The organism is Pontiella sp. (assembly GCF_041622395.1).
In the GTDB taxonomy this organism is placed as follows: Bacteria; Verrucomicrobiota; Kiritimatiellia; order Kiritimatiellales; family Pontiellaceae; genus Pontiella.
In genome coordinates, this window is sequence record NZ_JBFJYW010000017.1 from 1 (window position 1) to 23,103 (window position 23,103).

At 59.3% G+C, this 23,103-nt stretch carries 21 protein-coding genes; 12 read left to right on the top strand and 9 right to left on the bottom strand.

Annotation, left to right across the window (positions count from 1 at the left end):
* The 3 genes from ABYO54_RS01895 to ABYO54_RS01905 all read left to right on the top strand — a co-directional run.
* Positions 1-192 (top strand): uracil-DNA glycosylase family protein (locus ABYO54_RS01895; RefSeq protein WP_372806347.1); only part of this gene is annotated, 192 nt, incomplete at its 5' end.
* Positions 193-271: 79 nt separating this feature from the next.
* Positions 272-931, top strand: coding sequence for an RNA polymerase sigma factor (locus tag ABYO54_RS01900; protein ID WP_372806349.1), 660 nt, complete (start codon positions 272-274; stop codon positions 929-931).
* On the top strand, positions 928-1,392 hold the full coding sequence (locus ABYO54_RS01905) for a hypothetical protein (RefSeq protein WP_372806351.1): 465 nt from the start codon (positions 928-930) through the stop codon (positions 1,390-1,392). Before ABYO54_RS01900 ends, ABYO54_RS01905 begins: the two co-directional genes overlap by 4 nt.
* Before the next feature lie 121 nt (positions 1,393-1,513).
* Here the strand turns inward: ABYO54_RS01905 and rpiB are convergent, their stop codons facing one another.
* From rpiB to ABYO54_RS01925, 4 genes are all read right to left on the bottom strand, one after another.
* Entirely contained in the window at positions 1,514-3,193 is a 1,680-nt protein-coding gene (rpiB, locus tag ABYO54_RS01910; RefSeq protein WP_372806353.1) for a ribose 5-phosphate isomerase B, read from the bottom strand.
* A 5-nt stretch (positions 3,194-3,198) separates the two neighbouring features.
* Positions 3,199-3,663 (bottom strand): low molecular weight protein arginine phosphatase, encoded by a 465-nt coding sequence (locus ABYO54_RS01915; RefSeq protein ID WP_372806355.1) that lies wholly within the window; start codon positions 3,661-3,663, stop codon positions 3,199-3,201.
* Complete coding sequence (locus ABYO54_RS01920; protein WP_372806357.1) at positions 3,663-4,283, bottom strand: L-threonylcarbamoyladenylate synthase; 621 nt, start codon at positions 4,281-4,283, stop codon at positions 3,663-3,665. The genes ABYO54_RS01915 and ABYO54_RS01920 overlap by 1 nt, the downstream gene beginning before the upstream one ends.
* Before the next feature lie 101 nt (positions 4,284-4,384).
* On the bottom strand, positions 4,385-4,912 hold the full coding sequence (locus ABYO54_RS01925) for a DUF2939 domain-containing protein (RefSeq protein ID WP_372806359.1): 528 nt from the start codon (positions 4,910-4,912) through the stop codon (positions 4,385-4,387).
* A gap of 394 nt (positions 4,913-5,306) precedes the next feature.
* On the opposite strand from ABYO54_RS01925, the gene priA reads away from it, so the two are divergent.
* Positions 5,307-7,511, top strand: a complete 2,205-nt coding sequence (priA, locus tag ABYO54_RS01930; RefSeq protein WP_372806361.1) for a primosomal protein N' — start codon at positions 5,307-5,309, stop codon at positions 7,509-7,511.
* 29 nt (positions 7,512-7,540) lie between these two features.
* Here the strand turns inward: priA and ABYO54_RS01935 are convergent, their stop codons facing one another.
* The 4 genes from ABYO54_RS01935 to ABYO54_RS01950 all read right to left on the bottom strand — a co-directional run bounded on the left by ABYO54_RS01935 (position 7,541) and on the right by ABYO54_RS01950 (position 12,076).
* Complete coding sequence (locus ABYO54_RS01935; RefSeq protein ID WP_372806363.1) at positions 7,541-8,455, bottom strand: PfkB family carbohydrate kinase; 915 nt, start codon at positions 8,453-8,455, stop codon at positions 7,541-7,543.
* A gap of 18 nt (positions 8,456-8,473) precedes the next feature.
* Positions 8,474-9,895: a UbiA family prenyltransferase gene (locus ABYO54_RS01940; protein ID WP_372806365.1), complete on the bottom strand. Its 1,422-nt coding sequence runs from the start codon at positions 9,893-9,895 to the stop codon at positions 8,474-8,476.
* 74 nt (positions 9,896-9,969) lie between these two features.
* Positions 9,970-10,371, bottom strand: a complete 402-nt coding sequence (locus ABYO54_RS01945) for an FxsA family protein (protein WP_372806367.1) — start codon at positions 10,369-10,371, stop codon at positions 9,970-9,972.
* Between the two features lie 4 nt (positions 10,372-10,375).
* Positions 10,376-12,076: a SurA N-terminal domain-containing protein gene (locus ABYO54_RS01950; RefSeq protein WP_372806368.1), complete on the bottom strand. Its 1,701-nt coding sequence runs from the start codon at positions 12,074-12,076 to the stop codon at positions 10,376-10,378.
* Between the two features lie 376 nt (positions 12,077-12,452).
* Here ABYO54_RS01950 and ABYO54_RS01955 point away from each other — a divergent pair, with 376 nt between their 5' ends.
* From ABYO54_RS01955 to ABYO54_RS01990, 8 genes are read left to right on the top strand one after another with little or no spacing between them, the layout of a single operon-like run.
* Complete coding sequence (locus tag ABYO54_RS01955) at positions 12,453-13,688, top strand: hypothetical protein (RefSeq protein WP_372806370.1); 1,236 nt, start codon at positions 12,453-12,455, stop codon at positions 13,686-13,688.
* A 14-nt stretch (positions 13,689-13,702) separates the two neighbouring features.
* Complete coding sequence (locus ABYO54_RS01960; RefSeq protein ID WP_372806372.1) at positions 13,703-14,851, top strand: polysaccharide biosynthesis/export family protein; 1,149 nt, start codon at positions 13,703-13,705, stop codon at positions 14,849-14,851.
* Between the two features lie 26 nt (positions 14,852-14,877).
* Positions 14,878-17,082: a glycosyltransferase gene (locus tag ABYO54_RS01965; RefSeq protein ID WP_372806374.1), complete on the top strand. Its 2,205-nt coding sequence runs from the start codon at positions 14,878-14,880 to the stop codon at positions 17,080-17,082.
* A gap of 21 nt (positions 17,083-17,103) precedes the next feature.
* Positions 17,104-17,775 (top strand): class I SAM-dependent methyltransferase, encoded by a 672-nt coding sequence (locus ABYO54_RS01970; protein WP_372806376.1) that lies wholly within the window; start codon positions 17,104-17,106, stop codon positions 17,773-17,775.
* Complete coding sequence (locus tag ABYO54_RS01975; protein WP_372806378.1) at positions 17,772-19,685, top strand: capsular polysaccharide biosynthesis protein; 1,914 nt, start codon at positions 17,772-17,774, stop codon at positions 19,683-19,685. Before ABYO54_RS01970 ends, ABYO54_RS01975 begins: the two co-directional genes overlap by 4 nt.
* A 1-nt stretch (position 19,686) precedes the next feature.
* Entirely contained in the window at positions 19,687-20,835 is a 1,149-nt protein-coding gene (locus ABYO54_RS01980) for a lipopolysaccharide biosynthesis protein (RefSeq protein WP_372806379.1), read from the top strand.
* 10 nt (positions 20,836-20,845) lie between these two features.
* The gene (locus ABYO54_RS01985; RefSeq protein ID WP_372806381.1) at positions 20,846-21,613 is read left to right on the top strand and encodes an ABC transporter permease; all 768 of its coding nucleotides are present in this window, start codon (positions 20,846-20,848) and stop codon (positions 21,611-21,613) included.
* Positions 21,614-21,615: 2 nt separating this feature from the next.
* Positions 21,616-22,269, top strand: coding sequence for an ABC transporter ATP-binding protein (locus ABYO54_RS01990; RefSeq protein WP_372806383.1), 654 nt, complete (start codon positions 21,616-21,618; stop codon positions 22,267-22,269).
* Positions 22,270-22,271: 2 nt separating this feature from the next.
* Here ABYO54_RS01990 and ABYO54_RS01995 read toward each other — a convergent pair whose 3' ends face one another.
* Entirely contained in the window at positions 22,272-22,934 is a 663-nt protein-coding gene (locus tag ABYO54_RS01995; RefSeq protein ID WP_372806385.1) for a DUF4928 family protein, read from the bottom strand.
* Positions 22,935-23,103 lie beyond the last annotated feature (169 nt).

Below are 23,103 nucleotides of genomic sequence, written 5' to 3' on the forward strand. Positions count from 1 at the left end.
GAGGGCCTGCTCGGGCGTCCGGCGGGCATCATCCGCATGCGCGGCGTTTGGCAGGAATACGAGGGCATTAAGCTGATGCCGACCTTCCACCCGTCCTACCTGTTGCGCGATCCGTCCAAGAAAAAGGAGGCTTGGGCGGACTTGAAGTTGGTGCTTGGCGAACTGGGCAAGGTGCCGCCGCCCCGAAAATAATTGAACGCGGCCGGCCTTTTCATGTCTTTGAAGATTTTGCTGACAAGGGGGGCGCTTTGGCATAACATCGAGCGCAGGTATGGTTGATAATCGAAAACTAGAGCAGGATGGCATTTCCGAAGACGAAGAGTCGCGTCCGGAACACCTCTTGGATGACGGTGAACCGGAGGGGCCGTCCGATGACGAGCTCGTGCTCAAGGCACAGCGGGGCGATGTGCATGCATTCGACCAGCTTGTCGAGCGCTACCACGGAAAAATCTACGGCCTGACCTACAACATGACCTCGAACCGCGAGGATGCCGAGGATCTCACCCAGGATGTTTTCGTCAAGGCCTTCGAGGCGCTCCCGCGCTTCCGGGGCAAATCGTCATTCTACACCTGGCTCTACCGAATCGCCGTCAACAAAACCATTAACTACCGGAAAAAGCGCAACCGCAATCGCGCGCTCAGCCTCGATGCCTTCGATCAGGAAATCAAGACGGACGATGTTTACCATGACCTGACGACGAAGGGCTCGCCCCTCAGAAGCATCAGTTTGTCGGAACTTCAAATTAAATTGAACGAAGCCCTGCAAAACCTGTCTGACAAGCACAGAACCGTTGTGGTGCTGCACGATATGCAGGGAATTCCACACGAGGAAATTGCGCAAATGGTGGGGGCATCGGTCGGAACGGTTCGTTCAAGGTTGTTCTATGCCAGAAGACAAATGCAGTCTGAATTGTCGGAGTTCATGAAATGATAGGCGAATTAGAGAATATGAAAACGCCGGCCGGTGAGCCGGCCGAGGTGCTGCTGCAGAAGCTCATGCACCTGAAAAACTACGAGACGCCTGAAACGGCTCGTATGACGCGCAACAAGCAAAACATTATGCGCCAGGTTCGCCAGTCCCAAGCCGGCAAGCGGAAATCGATCGGCGACCTGCTGGAAATCAACATGCCCTGGTTCTTCGCCGAACCGAAATACGGAATCGCGGCGCTTTTCGTGGCCTTTGTCGGGTTGCAATATTTCGGGTTGACCGCGCGGACGTCCTCGCAGAGCACGGGCATCTACACCATGACCGGCGAGATTGCGGCCTACAGCCAGACCTCGACCGTCAACAGCAACGACTATCCGTCGTTGCCGACAAACTATCCGCTTTTCCGCACCCCTGAAGGGGGCGACGGAACCGTGTTGCCGGTCGGGTTCCAATACCGCAAATAGTTTCATCCCCCTCGAAGGAGCGGCGGCCCTCGGGTTGCCGCTCCTTTTTTGTCCCTTGATTGGGGGGATACGAAAAAAGCCCCGGATCCCGGGGCTTTTTTCGTGCGGGTTGCGCGCTCCCTTACGAGATCGGGAAAGCGGCGGTGAGGGCGATGACCTCTTTCTTGATCTGGGCAAGCACCGCCTCGTTGCCGGAATTGCGGATCGCGCGCTTGATGAATTCCGCGATCTTCTCCATTTCCGGTTCCTTCATGCCGCGGGTGGTCACCGCCGGGGTGCCGATGCGGATGCCGGAGGTCACGAACGGGCTCTTGGTGTCGAACGGGATCGCGTTCTTGTTGACGGTAATGGCCGCCTTGTCGAGCGCGATGGCCGCATCCTTGCCGGTAACGCCGGTCTTGGTGAGGTCGACCAGCATCAAGTGGTTGTCGGTGCCGCCGGAGACGAGACGGATGTCGCTGTCTTCCAGTGCCGCCGCCAAAACCTGGGCGTTTTTGACCACCTGCTGCTGATACTGCTTGAACGAGGGTTGCAGATCTTCGTGGAAGCAGACGGCCTTGGCCGCGATGGTATGCATCAGCGGTCCGCCCTGGATGCCCGGGAACACCTGCTTGTCGATATCCGCCGCGAATTTTTCCTGGCAGAGGATCATCCCGCCGCGCGGGCCGCGCAGGGTCTTGTGGGTCGTGGTGGTCACAAACTCCGCATAGGGAACCGGGTTCGGGTGGCAGCCTGCGGCAACCAAGCCGGCGATGTGCGCCATATCGACCATCAGGAACGCGCCGCAGCTGTCGGCAATCTTGCGCAACCGCTTGAAGTCGATAATGCGCGAGTAGGCGGATGCTCCGGCCACCAGCATCTTCGGTTTGTGCTCGTTGGCCAGCGCCTGGATGTTGTCGTAGTCGATCTGCTCGGTTTCCTGGTCGACGCCGTAGGGGACGATCTTGAAAAAGCGGCCGGAAAAGTTCATCGGGTGGCCGTGCGTCAGGTGTCCGCCCTCGGCGAGGCTCATGGCCAGAATGGTGTCGCCCGGATTCAGCATTGCATAGTAGACCGCCATGTTGGCGCCGCTGCCGGAGTGGGGCTGCACGTTGGCGTGCTCGGCGCCGAACAGCTCCTTGGCGCGGTCGATGGCCAGCCGTTCGGCTTCATCGACCCACTCGCAGCCGTTGTACCAGCGCTTGGCGGGGTAGCCTTCGGCATACTTGTTGGTGAAGCGCGAACCCGAGACTTCGCGGACGGCTTTGCTCACAATGTTCTCGGAGGCGATCAGCTCCAGGTTTTGCTTCTGCCGCACGTCCTCTTTTTTCAGCAGGGCGTAAATTTCCGGGTCGGTGTCGTAAACGGCGATGGTTCCGGCGATTTCGGAGGCATAGTCCTTGATCTTCGAGACGCGCCGCTCGTGGCGTCCGCCTTCGAACTCGGCGCTCAGCCAGGCCGTCAGAATCTCAACCGCCGTCGCGTCGTCGGTGAATTTTTGGGAGAGGCAGAGCACGTTGGAATTGTTGTGCTGGCGGGTCAGCGCCGCCATTTCGGGGTTGAGGCAGAGCGCGGCGCGCACGCGCGGAAACTTGTTGGCGGTGATGCTTACGCCGATCCCCGTGGTGCAGACGACGATGCCTTGGTCGACCGCGCCATTGGAAACCGCATTCGCAACGGCGGCGGCATAGTCGGGATAATCGACCGAGTCGGTGCTCTCGCAGCCGAAGTCTTCCACGGTAATGCCTTTGTCCATCAGAATTTCGGCAACGCGGGTTTTCAGTTTGAAGCCACCGTGGTCCGAGCCAATTGCAATTTTCATAAATGCTACCTCTGTCTATTGTTTTGCGCGCGTAAAAACAGGATCAGATCCGAGAGGGCCCGATCGATCTCGTCGCGTATTCTCTTGTAGGTGCTTAGCGATCCGCCGAACGGATCGGAAATATCGGCGGCGACTTTCGACGTTCCGAAGGCGTTAATCAAGAAAACTCTGTTTTCAACCTCGGGGAAGCAGTGGAGGATATGGTTTCGGTGCCCCTCCGTCATCGTCGCGATCAAGGAGGCTTGCTCCACCAGATCCGCGGTAAGCGGCTGGCTGCGGTGCCCGGACAGGTCCACCTCCAGTTCGCGGAGCGCCTCGATGGCGTTGCGGCTCGCGGGGGCCCCCGGCGCGGCATAGACGCCCGCCGACTGCGCTTCCCAATCGAGATCGCCCTTGCGGTGCATGAAAAGCGCCTCCGCCATCGGGCTGCGGCAGGTATTCCCGGTGCATACGAATAAAACCATGCTCATTAACCCTCCGGATTCAGTCCTTTAAAGAATCGCGCCTGCACGTCCGCAAACGCAATCTTTCCTTCTCTGAGGCATTCGATTTTTCCGCCATCGACCTTGATGACCGTGCTCGGGATGGCCTGGTCCGCCGAGGGGCCGGAATCGAGCACCAGATCCGCTTCGACGGAGGCGATGGCCTCCTGCGCCGTTTTGGTGTCGGGCTCGCCGCTGAGGTTGGCGCTCGTCAGCGCCAGCGTCCGCCCGCACGCCTGCGCCAGGCCGACCGCCACGGCATGGTCCGGCACGCGGTAGCCCGTCCAGCCGTCCCGGGTTTCGAGTACGATCGTCAACGGGCCCGGCCACCATTGCTCGGCCAACGCCTCGAGTCCGCCGTTCCAGTGGGTTGCCGCCGTCTTCACCTGCGCGCCGTCGGCCGCCAGACGGGCAACCGGCTTTCCGCCGTCGCGCCCCTTGGCGGCGGCCAGCTTTTCCATCGCTCCCGGCACCGCCGGGTCGCACGCGATGCCGTATACCGTTTCCGTCGGAACAATCACCAATCCGCCGGCGAGCAGTACGCGTTTGGCCTCCTTCAGCGCTGCCGCATCCGGCTGGCAGGCATCTGTTTTCAATATGCGTAACATCTGGCGGATGCTACTGCCTCCGTGCAGTAAATCAAGCCAAACAGGCGATCTCCTCCCCGCAGCGCAGCGACGGGATGCCGTCGCGCTCGGCAGCGACCGGGCTAGTCCCAAACCTCTGAAGGGACAATCATGTTGGTCAGCTTCCATCCGATACCGCGGCGCCGTAAGATCAGTTTAAGCGCGTCACCATCGTCGCCGGGGAAAATGACGGCAAATTTGTCCCATCCTTGATACCTCGGCTTTGCCTCCGAAAAAATCGTGTATTGCGGTGAATCGGGCGATTCCTGGGTCGTTCGGACTTTTTCCTTCGGGACCTGTTGCACGATTTCGGTCAAAGCGGCAGGCGTGACATACTTGTCAACCATCGTGTCGATCAGGATGCTGCCGAATCCGGCCCCCACCATACCGCCCAGCGATGCATTCTCTTCGGAAATACCCATTTTTTTCAACCAGGCGCTCTGCAACTGATCTTTGAAGTTCTCTCGCAACGCGGCGAAATCAACATGTTCGGCAAAGGCCTCGCCATCGTCCTTCTCGATGGCGGTTTTCATTAGATGAACCGTGACGTACGGCGATGCGATGAACCAGCCGAGCGCAACAACCACTCCAACAACGAATATCTTTTTCATTCCTTCCTCCCGGGTGACGGTCGGTTTCTCTGCAGACCCTATGGCTGAAAGGGTTTCCCGTGCGGCCGATGGCCTGTTGAAAAGGAAGGCGGACCCGCGAGCCGGTCGCGGGCGGAGTCCATCGCATTCATCAACAGCCTGCTGCATGAGAGATACGCCATGGAGGCACTATACAAGGGAAACGCTGTTCACAAAGATGCAAAAGCTGAAATAAATCGTCGGAAACAACCAGTCGGCGCGGCAGGTCTTGCACGGTGCTGCACAACACCCGCCGAGGACCGACGGTTGAACGGGTACCATTAGGCGGCGCCATTTGATTTGAGGCAAACGCGTGACCCGAAGCGGCCTGTTTTTTCCGTGCCTTTCGGACCGGGGGCAACTACATTCCCCCGCTATGGCATCGATTGCAAAAGTCGTGGTGGAGATATCGCTGGATCGGGAGTTCGACTACCGGATTCCCGCGCATTTGCAGGCCTCCATCCGCGTCGGCTCGCAGGTGACGGTGCCGTTCCAGTCGCGCGAGCTGCGCGGTTTCGTGGTGGGGCTCGCGAACTATTCGGCCTTCGCCGACAAGCTCAAGGAGATTGCCGGGGTGGTGGGCGAGAAGCCGCTGATTCCCGACGAAATCATGAAGCTGGCCTACTGGATTGCCGACTACTACTGCGCGCCGATCGAACACGCCGTCCGCACCGTTTTGCCCAGCGCCGTCCGCAAGCGCGGCGCCAAGCACAAGAAACAGCTCGTCGCCTCGTTGGTTAACGAAACCGGATGCCCCGCCTGCGACAACTTGCCGCCCAAGCAACAGGCCGTCGTCGAAACGCTTCGGCAGCATGGCCCGCTGACGGTCTCCGAGTTGAAGGAGCGGTCGGGCTGTTCGGAGTCGCCGATCAAGACGCTGGAAAAGCTGGGGTTGGTGTCGATCGAGGAGTCGACCATCTTGCGCGACCCGCACGCCGGCATGGAACTGCTGCGCACCGAGCCGTTCGCTCTGATGGTGGAGCAGCGGACGGCGCTCGATACAATCTGCGCGGCGATGGACCAAGAGAAGCCGGGCACCGTCTTGCTGCACGGGGTGACGGGCAGCGGCAAGACCGAGGTCTATCTGCAGGCAATCCAGCACGCGCTCGACAAGGGGCAGGGGGCAATCGTGCTCGTGCCGGAAATCTCGCTGACGCCGCAGACGGTCGATCGCTTCCGCTCGCGCTTCGGCGACTGCGTGGCGGTGCTGCATTCGAGCCTGTCCGACGGCGAGCGGCACGACGAGTGGCACCGCATCCGCAACGGCGAGGCGCAGATTGCCATCGGAGCGCGCTCGGCCCTCTTTTCCCCGGTCGAAAACCTGGGCTTGATCGTGGTGGACGAGGAGCACGAGCCGACCTACAAGCAGGATGAGTCGCCGCGCTACAATGCGCGCGATGTGGCCGTCATGCGCGGCCGCATCGAAAACTGCTGCGTCGTGCTCGGCTCGGCGACCCCCGCGCTGGAGTCGTTCAACAATGTGCGCGATGGCCGCTACGGACTGGCCGAAATGCTGATGCGCGTGGACGACCGCTCGATGCCGCTGATGCGCGTGGTGGATATGCGCATCGAAGCCGAGAAAGAGGGGCGTGCCTCCATCTTTTCGAAGGAGCTGGTGCAGGGCATCTACGACCGGCTGAACATCAACGAACAGGTGATCCTTTTCCTGAACCGCCGCGGCTTTTCGGCATCGCTCCAGTGCGAAAAGTGCGGCTATGTGGCCGAATGCGCCGAGTGCAGCGTTTCGATGACCTACCACAAGCGCGCCCACAAACTGCTCTGCCACATCTGCGGCGCCGAGGAAAAGGTGCCCGACCGCTGCCCCGACTGCGGCGATCCCGATTTCAAGTATGCCGGCATGGGGACCGAGCGGATCGAGGAGGTGCTCGGAAAGCTCTGCCCCAAGGCGCGGGTGGCCCGGATGGACTCCGATACGATGCGCAAGAAGGATTCCTACCGCACCGTGCTCGACCAATTCAAGACGGGCAAGATCGATATCCTGCTCGGAACCCAGATGATTGCCAAAGGACTCGATTTCCCGAATGTCACGCTGGTCGGCGTGCTCCATGCCGACATGTCGCTGAACGTTCCCGATTTCCGGGCGGGCGAGCGCACGTTCCAGCTGCTGACGCAGGTGGCCGGGCGCGCCGGGCGCGGCGAAAAGGCGGGCGAGGTAATCGTGCAGGCCTACACGCCGCACCACCCGGCCATCCAGGCGGCCCGCAGTCTCGACTACGAGGGCTTCTGCTCGCAGGATCTGGAGTTTCGCCGCGAGTTGAACTATCCGCCGTTCTCCCACCTGGTCCTGCTCACCTTCAAGGGCGAGAACGAACTCGAGGTGATGGCCGCCGCCGATCGCTTCTCCGCGCAGCTGGAGCGGATCCTTCCGGAGTCGGTGTCGCACTCGCCGCCCGTTCCCGCGCCGCTCGCGCGGGCCAAGGGGCTTTGGCGCTACCAGATCATGCTGCGCTGCGAACACACCGTCAAAATGACCCGCCCCATCCGCCACGTGCAGCAAACCTGCCGCCTGCCCAAGGGCGTGACCCTGACGGTGGACGTGGATGCGCTCTCGCTGCTGTAGGGCGCGGCTTGGGCGCGCGGGGAGCCGGGTTAAATTCGGCACATCTCCTTGAACTCGGCGAGGCGGATTTCGATCTCGTCGCGGTCCAGTTGCTTGAGGCGGTCGAGGCTGAACTCCTCGACGCCGAACGAGGCGACGATGCTGCCGTAGACCATGGCCTGGCGGATGGCTTCCTTGTCGGATTTTCCCGAGGCCGCCAGGGCGCCCATGAGGCCGCCGGCGAAGGTGTCGCCCGCGCCGGTCGGATCCTTGAAGCCGTCGAGCGGGTAGGCGTGCAGCAGGAAGATATCTTCGCGGGTGAAGAGCATGGAGCCGTTGCCGCCTTTTTTGATCAGCACGTATTCGGGGCCGGTTTCCAGCAACTGCTTGGCGGCTTCGATGAGGGAATGTTTTCCGGTATAGAGCCGGGCCTCGGATTCGTTGAGCGTGAGCATGTGGCACTTGGCGATGACCTTTGCCAGGTCGTCCTTGGCGATGTTGATCCAGAGATCCATCGTATCGATCAGCACGAAGCGGGGATTGCGCGTCTGTTCGAGGACGTGCAGCTGGAGGGCGGGGTGGATGTTGCCGAGGAACAGGTAGGGCGCTTCGCGGTAGTCTTCCGGGAGTTCCGGCGAAAAGGATTCGAAGACGCCGAGGTCGGTGAAGAGCGTGTCGCGGTGGTCCATGTTTTCGTGGTAGACGCCGCCCCAGCGGAAGGTCTTTCCCTCGACGGTCTGGAGCCCTTCGAGATCGATGCTCATGTTGCTCCACGTTTCGCGGAATTCCTGCGGGAAGTCGGAGCCGACGACGCCGACCATTCCGGTGTGGGTGAAGAACGAGGCCGCCGCGCAGGCATAGCTGACGGAGCCGCCGAGGATCTCTTCGCGCTTTTCGGCGGGGGTTTCAATGGTGTCGATCCCGATGGAACCAACGATGGTCAAGTCTACGGCGGGTTTGGTCATGTGAGCTGTCTCCGGAATTTAAATGGCGTATAAAAGGGCGGTGATGCCGATGGCGCCGACGACGAAGGTTTGCAGGTCGCGTGCGGCAAAGGCGAGCGGGTCGTCGTTCATTTTTCCGCGCCAGGCGAGGTGCCAGATGCGGGTGACCCAATAGAGCAGCAAGGGGCAGAGGGCCCAGAGGAAATGGGGGCGGGAGTAGAGCTCGACCACCCGTTCGCTGCCGAGGTACATGGTGAAGACCAAGATGGCGATGTAGCCGCTGGAGACGCCGAAGCCCAGCAGCAGGGGGAGGTCTTCCACGGCATAGCCGCGCTCGCGCTGCGTATTGTCTTCGTCGGCTTTTTCTTTCATTTCGCGCAGTTCGGAGAGCCGTTTCACCAAGGCCAGGCTGAGGAAGAAGAAGATGGCGAACTCGACGAACCAGCCGGATACCGGGGTTGCGGTGGCAACGGAACCCGCAATGATGCGCATCGAGAAGAGGATGGCCAGCATCAGCACGTCGGCCACGGCAACTTGCTTGACGCGCCAGGAGTAGGCCGTGGTCAGGACATAGTAGGTCAGCAGCACGTAGAGAAAGGGCGGCGGCAGGAACGCGCACAGACTCAGGCTGATGGCGACCAGCAGCGGCGTGAGCATGGCGCCGATCGCGATGGGAAGGTCGCCGGAGGCAAACGGGCGCTTGCATTTGCGCGGGTGGTGCTGGTCGGCGCTGAGGTCGAACAGGTCGTTGAGCACATAGATCGCGGAGGCGGCGAAGCTGAAGGCGAAAAAGGCGATGACGGACTGGACGATCGCCGCCGTATCGGTGAAGCGGTGCGCCAGAAGCATCGGCGAAAAGACGAGGACGTTCTTCAGCCACTGGTGGCAGCGCATGGCCTTGATGAACATGGCGCCGGCCGGGCGCTGTTCCACGAAGATGTGGTCGGCCTTGAGCGCGTAGCCCTTCATTGCGGCCGGAGAGGGATTGACCAAAACGACTTCGGCGGCGGCATCCCAGACCGGGAAGTCGGCGGCGTCGTTGCCGGCATAGCCGAATTTCGGGAACTTTTCCTGGATGGCGGCGAGCTTGTTGCCGTGGCGCAGGTTGCTGTCGGCGCTGCTGGCCAAGACATCGTCGAACAGGCCGAGGTGTTCGGCCACGGCGTTGGCGGTGCGGTAGTTCGAGGCCGTGGCGAGGATCAGCTTTCGGCCCAGGGCGTGTTCTTTTTTCAGCCAGACGAGGAACTTCCCGTTGTAGGGGAGCACCGCGGCGTTGAGCGAAACGCGCTGCATGACCTGGTCTTTCAGGTAGGCCTTGCCCTTCGTTAGCCAGCCGGGAATCTTCAGGATGCTCGCGGGATGGCGCCGCAGCAGAAGAAAGAGGGCTTGGTGCAGGGTGTCGAGTTTGACGAGCGTGCCGTCGAGGTCGACGCATAGGGGGATGGATTCGCGGTCGCTCATGGTTTTGACGATTGATGCGGAAGTCTGGACTGATTCAACGGCATCCCTTTCCCGGTTGATTTACCCGCCACGCCTCACGGTCGGTTGACCTTCACCTGTATGTGGCCGTTGCGGATCTTTTGCTCAAGTTTGTCGCGCAGCCAAAAACGGATGCGCTCGCGCACGAACGGAATCAGCAGCGAAAAGCCGGCCACGTCGGTGATCAGGCCCGGGGTAATGAGCAGCGCCCCGGCGATCAGGATCATGACGCCGTCGATCATCTGCGGAGCCGGCAGGTTGCCGTTGGCCATTTCCTGCTGGATCTTGAAGAGCATGTTCACGCCCTGCCGCCGTACCAGGGCGGCCCCGGCGACCCCGGTGAAGAGAACCAGCAAGACCGTTGGCACAAACCCCACTGCGCCGTGCAGTTTGAACAGCAAGGCCAGTTCGAGAACCGGCATGCCAATGAACAGCGCAATGAGGTAGTGAAGCGGCATAGGCTTAGGACTTGTCGGTGTTCGGTTCGTCGGCCTTCTTCATCAGGTTTTCGAAGCCGGCTTCCACCAGCAGGGCCTCTTGCCAGGCCTGCGCCAGCTGGGCGGTCTTGCTTTGGCGGATGCCGGCGGCAATCTCGTCGCGCATCGCCGGCAGCGTGACCTCTTCGTCGGCCGGCTCCTTGCCGGCCACATAGGCGATCAGGAATTCGTCCTGCGTATCGATCAGGTCGACCAGCGTGCCGGCATCGAACCGGATGGTTGCACCCATGATGGTGCGGCCGGTTTGGTCTTCGAGCTGGGTGGTTGCGTTGAACGGCGCGGTGGTCTGCAGTTCCAGGTTGTACTTCGAAATCGCATCGGCAAACGAGGTGCCGCCCTTGAGGGCCGCTTCGACTTCGGCGTGGATGGCGTCGGCCTTTTCAACGTAGGCGACTTCCGCCGCTTCGATGCGGGCGGCTTCCAGCGCGTCGGCCTTGACGTTTTCGAAGGAGGGCAGGAAGGCGTCGAGGCGCTTGACGAGGGCGATCACGTAGACCGATTCGCGCCCGACGACCGGATCGCTGTAGTAATGGGTGGGGTCGTTCTCGAGGTTGAACGCCGCACGGGCGAACTGGGCGGTCGGATCAATCCCGCGAACGCGGTCGGTGGCGGCGAAGGCCGGGGTGTTGGCGACGATGGTGCGTCCGGCTTTTTCCGCGACCTGTTCGAAGGTGGCGCCTTCGTTCGAGAGGTCGGCCACCACCAAGTCGGCGGCTTCAAAGGCTTTTTGCTGGGCCAGGCCCTTGATGTGCAGATCGACGATGGATTGCTTGACCTCTTCGAGCGGCTGGTATTCCGGCACGGAGTTGGTGGCGGTTTCGGGCTTCACGTAGCGCTGTTTGTTCTGCTCGTAGAAGCTGGCGACCATTTCATCGGTGACGGCCACTTGGTTGGTGTAGTCCGAAACGTTGAAGGAGATATACTTCACGATGGCTTTTTCCGGCAGGCGGAACTCCTCGCTGTTCTTGCCGTAGTAGGCCTTGGCTTGCTCCTCGGTCACGGCCGGGGTTTCGGCCACGCTGCGCGGGATGCCGGCATATTCCACCGTCAGCTTGTCGTTGTAGAGGTGGAAGGTTTCCTTGATTTCCGCTTCGGTCACCAGTGCGCCGTGCGTTGCGGTGGCGGAGACCTTCTGCACCAGGGCGTTGCGGCGGATCAAATCCTCGAAGCCCTTGGCCGTCAGGCCGTAGCGGGGCAGGAACTGCTGGGCGAACCCGTTATAGAGGTTTTTGTCGAACCCGCCGGTCTGCGGATTGACGAAGATCGGGAACTCCTTGATCGCCTGCATCAGCTGCGCGTCGGTGACGGTCAGGCCGAGCTGGTCGCCCTTTTTCATGGTGGCCAGGCGCTGCCAGGTCATCTGCTCCATGAGCTCGACCATCTCCTTGTCCGGATTGAAGGCGCGGCCGGTGTTCATCAGGTACGAAAGGTCGGTCAAGACGTAGACGTCGCGATACACCGTGCGATACTCCGCCTGGGAAACATCCTTGCCGAACAACCGTCCAACCACCTCTTTCGCCGGGTCGATGCCGACATTGGCGTTCTGACTGCTCGCCTTTTGTCCGGTATAGACCGTGACGAACGCGAAACAGATCGCTACCGCGAAAATTCCCCAAACGATCTTCGATTGGATTATCTTGTGAAACTTGGAAATCATCATTGCCATGGGTATTGCTCTCCTTCTTCCAACTATGGGTGTGAAAAATAACCCGCAGACCGTACCTATCCCGCGAAAACTGGTCAATGGCTAAGTCATCCCATAAATGCGATCGGAACGCGGAAACCCGGAACTTCGAGCGAGTTGGCGTTTTGAGCAAGAGATAAAACCGCTTGCACAATTCATCAATTTGTTGTCTGTTTCGCGCTTCGCCGGTCGTTTTGGTTTGGTGGAGTAAACGATCTACGTAGGTTTTGGTATGGGAAAAATTACAGGGGAAAGGGTGTCCGAGCGCAAATCGGATGCTGCAGGAAAAGCGCGCTTATCGTTATTCAATCCTCGTGGGTCGAGTGTGTTTCCGTGCAAGAAGGGGCGCAAGCGCGTCTTGTTGCTGCAAGGACCGCCCGGGCCGTTTTTCAAGCGGTTGCAGCTTTATTTGGAAGACAACGGCCACGATGTGTGGCGCGTGGTGTTCAACCCTGCCGACCGGTTTTTTTCCAACCGGCACGGGCGCGTCAATTTCTATGGCGACCTCGGCGAATGGGAAAATTGGTTTTCCGATTTCATCGAGGGGGCCGGCATCGACCATGTCATCTTGTTTGGGGCCGAACGGCCGGCGCATCGCATTGCCCGTTCGATCGCCGCGGAGCAGGGGATCGACGTCGTTTCGCTGGAAGAGGGCTATATCCGGCCCGGCTACGTCACCGTCGAGCGCGGCGGCAACAACGCCTCCTCGCCGTTGGCCGGCGCATTGCCGCTGGCGGGGCTGAACTACGAGGAGCAACCCGACTTCCCGGCGGAGGATTTCAAGGGCTTCGAACCCATGTGCTTCCAAAACGCGGTCCACTATACGGTGCGCGCGTTGTTCTCGTTTGGAAAGCAGAAGGCCATGTTCCACCGCGAAGTCCCGCTTTTTCCCGAAATCTTCTTCTGGCTGCGCAGCACATGGCGGCGGTGGACCAAGCAAACGCTCAATTTCACGACCATCCAAAACCTGCTCGAGCACCACGACGGAAACTACTATCTCGTGCCGCTCCAGGTTGATTCCGATTCGCAACTGCGCGGTGCCGCCCTCGGCTGGAGCACGCTCAAACTGATTTCCGCCACGCTCAAATCCTTCGCGCGCCACGCGCCGCCCGGCAAACGCCTCGTTTTCAAGATCCATCCCTTGGAACGCGGCCGGTCCAACCACGCCTCGCTCATCCCCAACATGGCGCGCGCCTTCGGCATCGAAGACCGGGTGGACGTCGTCGATACCGGATCGCTGGGGCTTTTGACCCGCCACTGCGCCGGGATGATCACCATCAACAGCACGTCGGGGCTCTCGGCGTTGCACCACGGCGTGCCGCTGCTGGTGGTGGGGGCCGCGTTCTACGCCGTTCCCGAACTGGCGGTGATCGGCAACGGCCATCCCGACTTCGACTCCTTCTGGCACTCCCGCCACGTTGCCGACAAAAGAACACGACACGCCTATTTGCGGTGGGTCAAGCACGAGGCCTTGGTCATGGGCGACTTCTATGCGGCCAAGGGCGTGCATGCCGCCTGCCAGAACATTTTGCTGAAACTCGCGGAATACCGCCGGGCCGAAAAAACCGAAATGGAAGCGAGGAGCGCGTGCTAGATTTCCTGAAACCGATGAATATGAACCGAACCGGGGCCGCAAGCGCCGCCGGCGCGCTTTGCGCCATGCTGCTGTCCGGATGCTCCACGCTGCCGGGGCAGGGGCCGTCGAACCGTCAAATGGCGAAAGACCAGAACGAAGAGCCGGGGGAGCGTGAATATACCGTCGTGCAACTGGATGTGGATTCGATCCACAAGCTCGGCGGGCGCCGGCCGGTCAAACTGAACGAAACCTTCCGGAAAACCATCTGCGGCAAATCCGGCTTCGTGTTGGGAATCGGCGATCAGTTGGCCATCAACATCTGGGAGGCCTCCAACGACGGTTTGTTTTCGACCTTTGACAGCAAGCGGGCCCGAATTGACGCCATGGTCGATGAAAACGGCCAGGTTTTCGTCCCCTATGTGGGATCGGTCGACGTGGCAGGCAAAAGCATCGAATCGGTTCGTGCCGCCATCGAAAACGGGCTGAAGGGCAAGGCCGTTGAGCCGCAGGTCCAGGTGGCGCTTCAAGCCAATGTGAGCAACAACCTCGCCGTGGTTGGCGATGTGAACGCACCCGGCCGTTTCCCCATTCCGGTGGGCGGCGTTCGCCTGCTCGACGTCGTCGCCAGTGCCGGCGGTTCGCGCGCCCCCGTTTTCGAATCCGAGGCCACCATCGTCCGCGGCGAAACAAAGGATACGATCCGCCTGGATGAAGTGCTCTCCCAGCCGGGCAACAATGTCTGGATGGAGCCGAGCGATACGGTCCAGATCATGCACAAGCCGCGAACCTTCACCGCGCTCGGCGCGGTCAGTTCCAAAAACCGCCACGCCTTCAAGACCGAAGGGCTCAGCCTCGCCGAAGCCTTGGCCGAGTCGGGCGGCTTGAACGACGGGTTGGCCGATGCCGGCGGCGTCTTTCTCTTCCGGTTCGAATCGGCCGAAATTCTCCGGGAGGCGGGGGTCGCCCTTCCCGACACCCGGATCAACGACTCGGTGGCCACGATCTACCGCCTCGACTTCAACGAGCCCGAGGCCTTCTTCCTCGCGCGATCGTTCAAGATGCAGGACAACGATCTCATCTACGTCGCGAATGCCTTCGCCGCCGAATACTACAAATTCATCAGAATCTACGTACAACCCCTGCTCGACATCAGCCGTACGAGCTCGGTTCTTGTTGATTAGCGCACAAAGCATCTTTGGAGGTTAATGTGAATATAATAAGTGACAAGGTTGAAGGAGTTGGCCCGTGCAAGGTGACGGTTATTGTTCCCTTGCGTGTGGCCGAAGATCGGCAGGATGCATTTCACCGGTTGACCTTTATCGAGGAAGACGGCGAGAGGCCGGAGGGGGTTCGGATTCTTATTGTAGATGACGGATCGCCACAGGCAATGTCGAACAAGCTGAAGGCTTTCTGCCGAGAGAGGGATTACGGCTATATGCGTCTGGAAACGGAGCTTCAGGAGTTTTCCGTGGGGCGGTGCCGTAACTACGGTGCTATGTATTCTAATTCGACATATGTTTTCATGCAGGATGTTGATTTGGTTCCGTATACTGGATTCTACCAACAACTACTGGATGAAATCGCGGTACAAGAGCTGGACGGGGACATCAAGAGGTTCTTGATGATTCCATATATCTTTATGACGGAAGAAGGCTCCCAGGAGTTTTTCGAAATTCCTGCGGAGTTGCGCGTGCGCCGGTTTCTTCAATTCCTTCTGGAGGGGGATTGTTCGCGTATCGAGAAGTTCTCAACCGGAACATCCGCCAACCTGTATAATCGGATGTGGTATCTTTCGCGTGGCGGAAATTCCAGCGATTTCGAAGGATGGGGGTTTGAGGATTTGGAATGCAATACGCGCATGCTCCGGCATCTTAATCTCTTCCCTACGCCGCGTGAGTGGCAGCTGCAGAAGTATAATTTCAATACAGTTACTGAGTATAGAAGCTGGAAAGCTTCGTATCGGCTGTTCGGCGACATGATGTTTTTCAAAGGAACCGTATTGTTCCACTATTGGCATCCGTCCGGCGGCGATGGAGGCTACAGTGCAAGAAAGGCGCAGAACGAAAAGCTGTTCGCGAAAAAAATGAAGGAATTTGTTGCCGAGAGGAAAGAACCGGAACCTCTTCCCGATATGCATGCTGGAACGACATTACTCATGCGGAGCAACCCCTTCACGTTCGCCCGCGATATTCAGCCCATGCTGGGCAGGATTGTTGAACCGTCTGTACAGCTGTTTGATGAACCTTGGACATTGAAGTCGTTTATGCAGGAACATGCCGTTGACCGCATCATGTTCTTTAATCCTTACGCCGATGAGCGAATGCAAGGAGTTTATGTTGAGGCTCGGAAAATCGGAGTGCCTTTCTTCGTTGCGGAACGGGGGAGTCTGCCGGGGTCTGTGTTTTTCGATCCCAAAGGATTCCTGTTGGATAGTTCGTCTTACGACGTTGAGGTTTGGGATAAGCCACTTAGCGATGAAAAGCGAAAGGCCACTCTCGAATATATCCGACAGGAGCGAACGCATGACCAAACTCTGGAAAGCCAAAGCCAGCGGATCGGTGGTTCGGCATTGCGGTCCCGCTATGGAATCAAGCGGTGGCAAAAAATCCTGTATGTCTCATTGCAAAGGCCTTCAGATACCGTGACCAATCACTTTTGCGGTGAAATCGGGTCCTATGGAAACTTTATGAAGCTGGTGGAGGAAGTCTCGGGTAAGCTGCCAAATAACTGGGTTATGGCGATCAAACAACATCCACTTGAAGAGGATGACATGAGCCGGTTTAATTCAGTCGACTTCGGTCGGAGCCATATTAAGGATATTCTTGATGTGGCCGATTGCGTGTTGACCTTTAATTCCGGAGTCGGAGTACTGTCGATGGCTTGGGAGAAGCCGACCCTACTTGCTGGGGCCGCTTTTTATGCGGATGATCGGATTAACCGTCAGGTCTTAACTGTTGATGATGTCGTGAGGAACCTGAAAGATCTCTATACGCCCGATCAGGAAACAATGCTGCGATTCTACAGCTACTTGGTGAATGATTTTTATTCTTTCGCCAGGTTCACGACCCGACAGGACAAACTACCTTGTGGCGCCAACATCACTTCCACCCGTGCGATCGACTATGACGTTATCCGTGGATTGAGGGAGCAGGAGCTTCGCCTGTCGCGTTATGAAAAGGCCCCGCTGGGGTGGAATTCGATTCTCTTCGACCGTTACCGGTTCGCAGAGAACCATGCCCCAAGTGCTCGGAAGGTTTCGGCTCCCACGGAAGGGGTGTTGAAACCGCAGGCAACGATGTCCCCGAAACCAACCAACCAAAGTAGTTCCCTTATTCGGAAAACGAGAAAGCTGATCAAAACCCCTCGTCGGTTTTTTGCGGACGCTAGGTTCTACTCCCGTTTTTTCGCATAGGGGAATACCAAGGACTTCATCATGCTGGATGAGACAGAAGATTCCATCGAATTTTACATTGATGGGAGCGCGTATCTGGTGGAAGAGGCATGCCGTCTTCCGTTTGAAAGTGTTCTCGATGTAGGTTTTGGCAACGGTGCCGCCTCTTTCTTCTTTCGCGATAGAGGCAAGGATGTGATCGCGGTTGATCGGGATGTTGGCTTTCGTGGAGCTCCCGTTGAGCGAATGAAGAGCCGGGGAATTCGTGTTGTAGAAAGCGAGTTCGAAACACTTGTGCTAGACAAGGCGGTCGATGCGATATGGATATCGCATGTATTGGAGCACACGCTGGATGTGGGCCGATTTCTAAAGAAGGCGCACGATTTGCTAAAAGCGGATGGATGGCTTTTTATTATGGTGCCGCCTTTCAAGCACGAAGTGGTCGGGGGCCATGTTACCCCCGGTTGGAACATCGGGATTCTGATGTATGTTCTGCTCGTAAGCGGCTTTGATATAAAGAACGGTCACTTTATTCGCCATGGCTACAACATATGCGGGTTTGTTCGGAAATCATCGATCCCGTTGCCAGCCCTTTGTTTTGACCAAGGAGATATCGAACGCACTCGCGAGTTTTGGCCCATGGAGGTTTTTCAGGGCTTCGATGGGAATCTGAAGTCGGTCAACTGGATTGAGCAAAACGAAACTCAACCATGAAAACGCCGCCAACTCCACTATATCCGGCCTCCGCGTATGTAGGTTGGGGGAGAAAGAAATCTGGGAGTCGCGCCGTTGAAACTGCCCTCAAAGACGGTGCGCGGTTCGAACTTTTCGAGGATGGATTTTTGCGGTCCGTCGAGCGCGAGGACGAAGCGCTGTCGATGGTCCGCGATGATCTCGGCATCTACTACGATGCGTCTTCTTCCTGCTGTTTGGAGATGCTCGCGGTCCAGGAGTTAGGCAGTGCGGAAACGGAGCGGGTGCGGGCGTTGGTTGCGGATTGGCGCGCACTGCGGCTCTCGAAATATAATGCCGCGCCTGAATTCGAGGCTGCGCTTCCCAAATCCTATGTGCTCGTGGTTGATCAAGTCGCGGGAGACCTTTCGATTGAATACGGTTTGGCGGATGCTGGTTCGTTCGGGAAAATGCTTTCCGCTGCGCTCGACGAAAACCCCGAAGCGACGGTGATCGTCAAGATGCATCCCGACATCTATACCCGGGAAAAATCCGGACACTATGATGTCCGGGCCTTGGAGGCGATGGACCGCGTTGTGGTCATTGCCGAGAACGCCCATCCGGTTGGGTTGATCGAACACGCCGAGGCGGTTTACGCCGTGACTTCGCAGATGGGTTTCGAGGCGTTGCTTTGGGGCAAGCGCGTGCGGTGTTTCGGCATGCCGTTTTACGCGGGCTGGGGGCTCACCGAGGACGAACTACCCGCGCCCGAACGCCGAGGCGCCGCCACGCTGGAACAGTTGGTCCATGCGGCGTTGGTGGAATATCCGCGCTACCGCGATCCCGAAACCGGCGCACCCTGCGCGGTCGAGCGGGTCATGGAACACATCGGCCTTCAACGCCGTTGTCGTTCCCGGTTTCCTCAAACCGTTTTTGCACTGGGCTTTTCGCGGTGGAAGAAGCCCATCCTTCGCTCGTTTTTCGCGGGGTCGGCGGTGCGGTTCGTCAAAGGGTTCGGCGAGGTGCCCCAGGGCGCGACGATCGTTGTTTGGGGCATTCGCCCCGTTCCCGAAGCGCGGGCCGATTTGTCGGTCCTGCGCGTCGAGGATGGGTTTTTGCGTTCGTCGGGTCTCGGCGCGGACCTGATTCGGCCGCTCTCCTGGGTGGTCGACGACGAGGGCATCTATTACGACGCCACCCGGCCATCCCGCCTCGAAACCCTTTTAATAAACGGCGATTTCGACGAAGCCGTGCTCGAACGCGCCCGCGCGCTGCGGGCGACGATCGTGTCGGAAGGTCTCAGCAAATACAATCTCGGTGCAACCGAATGGCGCCGTCCCGATGGCGAGCGGCAGGTCGTGCTGGTGGCGGGGCAGGTGGAGAACGATGCGTCGATCCGGCGCGGCGCCGTCGGCGTGGCAACCAACCTCGATTTGCTGAAAGCGGTGCGGGCCATGCGCCCGGACGCCTACGTTGTTTACAAACCGCACCCGGACGTCGTGGCCGGACTGCGGAAACGCGGCGCAAACGAAGAAGCCGCCGCCGATTGGTGCAACGAGATCGTGGCCTCCGGCGACGTGGCGCGAATGCTTTGCCAGGTGGACGAGCTCCATGCGATGACGTCGCTGGCCGGGTTCGAAGCGCTACTGCGGGGGGTGCCCGTCGTATGCCACGGCCAACCCTTTTACGCCGGATGGGGACTGACCACCGATGTGGCCCCGCCGGAACGCCGCGGCTGCGCGCGCTCGCTCGATGAGCTGGTCGCTGCGGCGTTGATTCTATACCCAACATATGTGAGTCTCGAAACGAATGCTTTCACCACGCCGGAACGCGCCGTTCGGGAACTGGTCGAGTGGAGGGGGCGCGGACCGTCCGGCATGCCGCCGCTACGGCGCGTCGTGCGCTGGATGGGCCGCTTTTGGGCGGCATCGGGATTTAAAAGGAACGCATGATATGACCGAGAATGAAGAAAAGAAAACCCCGCCCGCTGCCCCGCGCCCGCTGGCGAAGCGCCGCCGCCGGCTGAAGCTTTCGTTTGTCCTGTGCGTGCTCCTGCCCGCATTGCTGGGGGCGCTTTACCTCTGGTTCGGCGCATCCGAGCGCTATGTTTCCGGCGCGGGCTTCGCGGTGCGTTCCATGAAGGCCGGCGGCGGGACCGACCTGCTCGGCTCGTTCACCGGCTTGGCCGGAACGGGCTCCACCACCTCGGACGCCTACATCGTTCTGAAATATCTCGAAAGCCGCGACCTGATCGACCGGCTGCGCGCGGACGTCGACTTCGAGGCCATCTATGGCGGAAAGCAAATCGATCCGCTCTCGCGCGTGCGCCCGAACCTCGACGTGGAGAAGTTGCTCGACTATTGGGGGCGCCGAATCAAAACCAGCTTCGATCCAACCTCCGGCATCATCACCTTCGAGGTGCAGGCGTTCGACGCGGAAAACGCGCAGCATGTGGCGGAATTGGCGCTCACCTACTGCCGCGAGCTGGTCAACGGCCTGTCGGAACGCGCGCGCGCCGACGCCGTGAGCTATGCCGAAGAGGAGGTCGTGCGGGCCGAGAAGCGCCGCCTGGACGCCCTGCGCCAATTGCGCGATTTCCGCAACCGGACCGAGGCGCTCGATCCCGCCGCCAGCGCGTCCGCCCAGATCGGGCTCCTCGCCGGGCTGGAGGCGCAGTGGCTCGAGGTGACCGCCCGCGCCGATGCGCTCGGCCAGTCGGTCGATGCCGACGCGCCTTCGCTGAGCGCGTTGCGGCGCCAGGCCGAAGCGCTGGAGAAGCGGATCGAAGAAAAGGGCGGCGGTATCCATGTGACCGGCTCCGACGAAGAACTGACGGGGTTGCTGGCGGAGTACGAGGAGTTGCAGGTGGAGAACGAGTTTGCCCGCAAAGCCTACGCCATGGCGCTGGCCTCGCTCGAAACCGCGCGGATCGAGGCCGGGCGGCGGCAGCGCTATCTCGCCGTCTTCGGCGAACCGGCGCTGCCGGAGCACCCGCTCTATCCGCGCAAGGTTCTCCACCCGATTTTGCTGGTTCTTGTGTCGTGCGGCTTGTGGGGCGTCGGGGCATTGATGGTCTACGCCGTTCGCGACCACCTGACTTGAGGTATCGGAAATGAAGCAACTATTGGCCTTGCAGGCACGCGTGCTTGGTGCGTTGGTGCTGCGTGAAACGCGGGCGACCTTCGGGACGTCGCGGTTGGGCTATCTATGGGCCATCCTCACCCCCGCCGCAGGAGTGGCGCTGTTGGTTTGGGTGTTCGGCGCGGCCGGGCGGCAGCCGCCCTTCGGCTCCAGCCTCGCCCTGTTTTTTGCGACCGGACTCCTTACCCTCGAGTTTTTTCGCAAGCTTTCCAGTTCGCTGATGAGCACGTTCGACGCCAACAAGGCGCTGCTGACCTATCCCGTCATTAAGGAGACCGATACGCTCGCGGCGCGGTTGATCCTGATCTCGACCACCTATCTACTGATCATGGTGGTTTTCTATTCGACGCTGATCGCGTTTGGACTGGCCGATTTTCCACACCGCCCCGGGCAGGCGCTTGCGGCATTTCTGGCGACGGCGCTGATCGGCTTCGGCTTCGGAACCATGAATGCCGTGATTATTTCAATGTGGGATTCGTGGCGGTTCGTTGAACAGATTCTGACACGACCGTTACTTGTCATTTCGGGCGTGTTCTACATTCCGAGCCGGCTGCCGTCCGAGGCGATCAACGTGCTCAAGTGGAATCCGGTGCTGCACTTGGTGGAGTGGTTCCGCGTCGGCTATTACCCGAACTACGACAGTTTCGTGCTCGACCGCTCCTTTGTGCTCGGGCTTGGGCTGGCGCTCGTCCTGCTGGGGCTTGCGGGCGAGCGGTTGTATCGAAAGAAACGGGTCTAGGCATGGTTGAACTGATCGATATCTCGAAAACCTATTCGCTCCGGGGAATCCGCAAAGTGATTTTCAGCGGGTTCAACTTCCGGTTCCAGGCGGGCCGCAACATCGCCATCATGGGCCCGAACGGCGTGGGCAAGTCGACCCTGCTGCGCATGGTGGCCGGAACCGAGCCGCCCGATGCCGGGCGGATCGTCCGCCACGCGCGCGTCTCCTGGCCGCTCGGGTTCGCCGGCGGGTTCAACGGCTCGATGACCGGCCTCGAAAACGTCCGCTTCGTGTCGCGGATCTATGGGCAGGACACCGAGCGCGTCATCGAATATGTCGAGGCGTTTTCCGAACTCGGCAAGTCGATGCGCCTGCCGATCAAGACCTATTCGAGCGGCATGAAGGCCCGCCTTGCCTTCGGCCTCAGCATGGCCGTCGATTTCGACTGCTATCTCATCGACGAAATCACCGCCGTCGGCGACGCCAACTTCCGCCGCAAAAGCAAAGAGGCGCTCGAGCAAAAACTCGACCACGCCCGCATCATCATGGTCTCCCATTCCATGGAAACCATCAAATCCTACTGCGATTGCGGCCTGCTGCTTTCACCCGGCGGCTTGAGCTATCACGACGACATCGAGTCGCTGCTCTCCGCCTACAAAGCCGGCTGCGCCTAATTTTATCCTATAATGAGGGATAAACTTGGGTCTGTTTCGTGCGCTGCGATGATGGCGTTGTATTTTTCGACAAGTTGTTCGACGGTGACTTTCCGGCTCTCCCGAGCAAATCGGCTGATTTCTAGAATGTTTGTTGCGATGAACTGTTCGATTTCAAGCACATCTATTCGATCTGCAATGTTTTCCGCATCCGCAAGATTTTCAGCAGAGATGGCTCCTTTATGGCTCGTAACAATGAGGGGAGAGAGATTGGAACTCAGATTGTCGACGCATTTTTGGATTAATGATTCCGTTGGAGTTTGCGTCACGTGAATCACAACGTTTTCGATTTGGAAGTCACCATTTCGTTTCGTGGGAGCATCTGCGACAGAAAACCCGTTGTGTTCAAGGGCTTCATCAAGAAATAATTCCAGCTTAGCGCCAACTAAATGTTGCATGACCGCTCCCACGTAAGCCGTTCCTCCCGCATCTTTTTGGCGTCGTTCCGCTTGAGAAAGCACTCCGCGCACTAAGGTCCTGACCGATTTCGATAGATCCATCTTTATTTTAAAAGGTTTTCCAATAAAAAAATCCTTAACTCTGGCTACCCACCATTTCTCAATTTTTTCAAAATCGAATCCTTCCATTTCGCGTGCGGAATTTAAGAACGCTACATATTCTCGCATATTTCCAACGCTACCGCAGTTAGTGCGTCAGAAGTGGCTCGGGGATTTTAGACCACGGATTAAGTTAGGTTTTGGCGCAGGGCTCCATAAATGGAAGGATAGGAGCCATGATGAAAAAACAGAGACGGAAACACACGGCGGAGTTCAAGGCCAAGATCGCACTCGAGGC

What these genes read in the sequence shown, in the direction of transcription:
- ABYO54_RS01900 (WP_372806349.1), top strand. Translation starts at nt 272, where the DNA reads ATGGTTGATAATCGAAAACTAGAGCAGGATGGCATTTCCGAAGACGAA.
- ABYO54_RS01905 (WP_372806351.1), top strand. Translation starts at nt 928, where the DNA reads ATGATAGGCGAATTAGAGAATATGAAAACGCCGGCCGGTGAGCCGGCC.
- rpiB (WP_372806353.1), bottom strand. Translation starts at nt 3,193, where the DNA reads ATGAAAATTGCAATTGGCTCGGACCACGGTGGCTTCAAACTGAAAACC.
- ABYO54_RS01915 (WP_372806355.1), bottom strand. Translation starts at nt 3,663, where the DNA reads ATGAGCATGGTTTTATTCGTATGCACCGGGAATACCTGCCGCAGCCCG.
- ABYO54_RS01920 (WP_372806357.1), bottom strand. Translation starts at nt 4,283, where the DNA reads ATGTTACGCATATTGAAAACAGATGCCTGCCAGCCGGATGCGGCAGCG.
- ABYO54_RS01925 (WP_372806359.1), bottom strand. Translation starts at nt 4,912, where the DNA reads ATGAAAAAGATATTCGTTGTTGGAGTGGTTGTTGCGCTCGGCTGGTTC.
- priA (WP_372806361.1), top strand. Translation starts at nt 5,307, where the DNA reads ATGGCATCGATTGCAAAAGTCGTGGTGGAGATATCGCTGGATCGGGAG.
- ABYO54_RS01935 (WP_372806363.1), bottom strand. Translation starts at nt 8,455, where the DNA reads ATGACCAAACCCGCCGTAGACTTGACCATCGTTGGTTCCATCGGGATC.
- ABYO54_RS01940 (WP_372806365.1), bottom strand. Translation starts at nt 9,895, where the DNA reads ATGAGCGACCGCGAATCCATCCCCCTATGCGTCGACCTCGACGGCACG.
- ABYO54_RS01945 (WP_372806367.1), bottom strand. Translation starts at nt 10,371, where the DNA reads ATGCCGCTTCACTACCTCATTGCGCTGTTCATTGGCATGCCGGTTCTC.
- ABYO54_RS01950 (WP_372806368.1), bottom strand. Translation starts at nt 12,076, where the DNA reads ATGGCAATGATGATTTCCAAGTTTCACAAGATAATCCAATCGAAGATC.
- ABYO54_RS01960 (WP_372806372.1), top strand. Translation starts at nt 13,703, where the DNA reads ATGAATATGAACCGAACCGGGGCCGCAAGCGCCGCCGGCGCGCTTTGC.
- ABYO54_RS01970 (WP_372806376.1), top strand. Translation starts at nt 17,104, where the DNA reads ATGCTGGATGAGACAGAAGATTCCATCGAATTTTACATTGATGGGAGC.
- ABYO54_RS01975 (WP_372806378.1), top strand. Translation starts at nt 17,772, where the DNA reads ATGAAAACGCCGCCAACTCCACTATATCCGGCCTCCGCGTATGTAGGT.
- ABYO54_RS01980 (WP_372806379.1), top strand. Translation starts at nt 19,687, where the DNA reads ATGACCGAGAATGAAGAAAAGAAAACCCCGCCCGCTGCCCCGCGCCCG.
- ABYO54_RS01985 (WP_372806381.1), top strand. Translation starts at nt 20,846, where the DNA reads ATGAAGCAACTATTGGCCTTGCAGGCACGCGTGCTTGGTGCGTTGGTG.
- ABYO54_RS01990 (WP_372806383.1), top strand. Translation starts at nt 21,616, where the DNA reads ATGGTTGAACTGATCGATATCTCGAAAACCTATTCGCTCCGGGGAATC.
- ABYO54_RS01995 (WP_372806385.1), bottom strand. Translation starts at nt 22,934, where the DNA reads ATGCGAGAATATGTAGCGTTCTTAAATTCCGCACGCGAAATGGAAGGA.